The organism is Oleiphilus sp. HI0086 (assembly GCF_001635225.1).
In genome coordinates, this window is sequence record NZ_LWFZ01000782.1 from 1 (window position 1) to 2,541 (window position 2,541).

Annotated in this window: 4 protein-coding genes; 1 reads left to right on the forward strand and 3 read right to left on the reverse strand. The window is 41.8% G+C overall.

What is annotated here, in order from left to right:
- The first annotated feature begins 542 nt into the window (after window positions 1-542).
- Complete coding sequence (locus tag A3756_RS13600; RefSeq protein WP_368664586.1) at window positions 543-1,403, forward strand: PhzF family phenazine biosynthesis protein; 861 nt, start codon at window positions 543-545, stop codon at window positions 1,401-1,403.
- A gap of 69 nt (window positions 1,404-1,472) precedes the next feature.
- Here A3756_RS13600 and A3756_RS13605 read toward each other — a convergent pair whose 3' ends face one another.
- From A3756_RS13605 to A3756_RS13615, 3 genes are all read right to left on the reverse strand, one after another.
- Window positions 1,473-1,790 (reverse strand): CcdB family protein, encoded by a 318-nt coding sequence (locus A3756_RS13605; protein ID WP_068516653.1) that lies wholly within the window; start codon window positions 1,788-1,790, stop codon window positions 1,473-1,475.
- Window positions 1,790-2,035, reverse strand: a complete 246-nt coding sequence (locus A3756_RS13610; RefSeq protein ID WP_068553687.1) for a type II toxin-antitoxin system CcdA family antitoxin — start codon at window positions 2,033-2,035, stop codon at window positions 1,790-1,792. The genes A3756_RS13605 and A3756_RS13610 overlap by 1 nt, the downstream gene beginning before the upstream one ends.
- Window positions 2,036-2,200: 165 nt before the next feature.
- On the reverse strand, window positions 2,201-2,470 hold the full coding sequence (locus A3756_RS13615; RefSeq protein WP_068516648.1) for a Txe/YoeB family addiction module toxin: 270 nt from the start codon (window positions 2,468-2,470) through the stop codon (window positions 2,201-2,203).
- Window positions 2,471-2,541 lie beyond the last annotated feature (71 nt).

Below are 2,541 nucleotides of genomic sequence, written 5' to 3' on the forward strand. Positions count from 1 at the left end.
ACATATATTATGGCTCTGGCTTTGCTAACCCACGATAGGAGGTCAGCACTCTTTTGGGACGTGGGGAGTCATTATGTCTATGTACATACAAGGAAAAGTAGTTAGTCACAATGTTCGAGCTTATTTTTACATTCTTTCAACCTTATGTGGCTTTGTTAGCAATATTTCTAACATTCCCATTCATATTACAATTCTTAAATTCAAAGTACTTAAAGGGTCGATTCAAGCGTTTTGGTATCGTATTATTCTCAACTCTCTTGGTGTTTTCGTATTGGTTGTTAAATATTGCGTTTTTCTCAGAAAGTGATGTGGCAGCTTTGTTACCAAAACCTGAAAATGTTCAAATTGGTCCAGAACATCAAACAACAATAGATACTGTCCATACAGGTTCACAGGTCACTACTTTTGCGCTTGGGTCTGTATTTAGCATTTTTTACTTAGTATTTGTATATTTAACTTGGTTGGTATTCTCACTATTATCGAGGCCTTTCCGTGACAACAGTACATAACCAAGCAATCAAAGATCGCCCACGAAAGGGCCCGTGGGCTGGACTCGCTTTGCTGCGCGCCGCTCGCCCTTTATTGCGGCGTTAGGTTTTTATCACACAGTATCGGATATGAAAATAAAACAATACCAAGTTGATGCCTTTGCAACCCGTGCATTCGAGGGAAACCCGGCGGCAGTATGTCCATTGGATAACTGGCTGAAAGATGAATTGCTTCAAGCCATCGCAGAAGAAAACAATTTATCTGAAACAGCATTTTTCGTGCCCACAGAAACTGGGTTTAATTTAAGATGGTTTAGTCCTGTTAAGGAGGTTGATTTATGTGGGCATGCCACATTGGCAACGGCTCATGTCATCTTTGAAATTCTTGGTCATACTGAACCAACGATTATCTTTGAGACGCGTAGCGGCAACCTTTGCGTGGAAAAGGATGGCAATCAACTAAAAATGGATTTTCCGGCGCTAGCACTAACTCCTTGTGAGGTTTCCGAAACTTTGGTTAAAGCCATTGGTGTGTGCCCCATTGAGGTATTGGTCGCGGATGATTACGTAGCTGTGTTTGATAATGAGGCAATCGTTCGAGCCATCACACCAACCCACTCTTTGCTTAGCCAACTCGATTTTCGCGGTGTAATCGTTACCGCACCGGGCTCCGATGTGGATTTTGTCAGTAGATTCTTTGCTCCTAAAATTGGCATCCCCGAAGATCCCGTTACTGGTGCAGCGCATTGCAAACTTGCGCCGTACTGGGCTGGTAAACTTGGGAAAAGCACTTTAAGCGCCAAGCAAGTCTCTAAGCGTGGTGGCAGCCTTACATGCGAAGTCAAAGCCGACCGAGTCATACTGTACGGAAGTGCCGTAACGTTTATGGAGGCAGAGATTGCATTCGAAACCTAACAATGCCGTAAACTCGGAGGCATTTTTCGTTCGCGCTGCTCACTACAAATGCGCCGGTTACGGCTGGCGTTAAATGCCAGTAATCAACATATCTATCGCATCAATGATTTGGTAGCGATAATGTTCTAGAGAGTCTACTTCGGATTTCAGAAGCGTTTTAGGCACAGTTGTCATTTGGTTGGTAACGAGGACGAAATCCTCTCCTTCAATTCTAACTGTAGGACATAGCTTCTGAGCTACTTTTTCGTTAACTTTTTTCGAAGGGGTTAACGGGATAACTAGTCTTGAATTCAAGTCATTTAGTAAGTTGTTTTGCACATCAACAAAATAGGGGTATGTTTTTTTACTGCTTTTGTCTTTGTTCAAATAAAGCGTAAATTGGCTCATTAAAAGCTCCTGAATGAGTCAGAAAATAAACCATTCTCTTCACTCAACTTGTTCAGCTCGTCAATAGCATCTTTATTTTCTTTAAGCCATTGTTCGCGTTGTGCTTTTTTTACTTGAACAATCAAGGCTTGTTCAAGTGTCGCTGATAAGTTTATTTTCAAACTTTTAGCTTGATTTAAAAGGTCACTGTTTACTGTTAGGTTAGTAGCTTTCTTAGGCGCTTGCTGGTCAAAACTTGGTTGCATGGTATTTGCTCCTAATGCGCATTGTTTATATGTATTGTTATGCTATTCCATATCCAAGCATTTAACAAGCGGCTCCACCGGACAAATTTTACTGTCACCATTTTTGCGCTACGCGACAAAAAAGTCGCCAGCAAAATTTCCCGGTGAGCCGGGCGTTAAGGCCTATTAGTGTTGGCCGTAGTGCCCACCAATAGCAAAAATGTAAATATACTCATCGTCGTATTTATAAATTAACCGGTCTTTCTGGCTTAGACGTCTCGACCAAAGTCCCGATAAATTATGCTTAAGTTGTTCTGGTTTTCCCGTTCCTTCGGCAGGGTTACCACGCAGCATTTCCTTAAGTTGTCGGCACAGTACCTTATATAGCTTTTTATCGTTTTCTCTTAAGGTTTCATATTCTTGCCATGTATTTCCCTCAAAGACCAGTGATCTCACTCATCTCCTCCTTGCTTGGCTTATAACCTTCATTGTCAGTATGTGTTTTTACCGAGTCAGCGATTTGCTTC

Excerpts from the sequence above, each read along its gene's own strand:
- A3756_RS13605 (WP_068516653.1), bottom strand. The coding sequence starts at position 1,790 with ATGAGCCAATTTACGCTTTATTTGAACAAAGACAAAAGCAGTAAAAAA.
- A3756_RS13610 (WP_068553687.1), bottom strand. The coding sequence starts at position 2,035 with ATGCAACCAAGTTTTGACCAGCAAGCGCCTAAGAAAGCTACTAACCTA.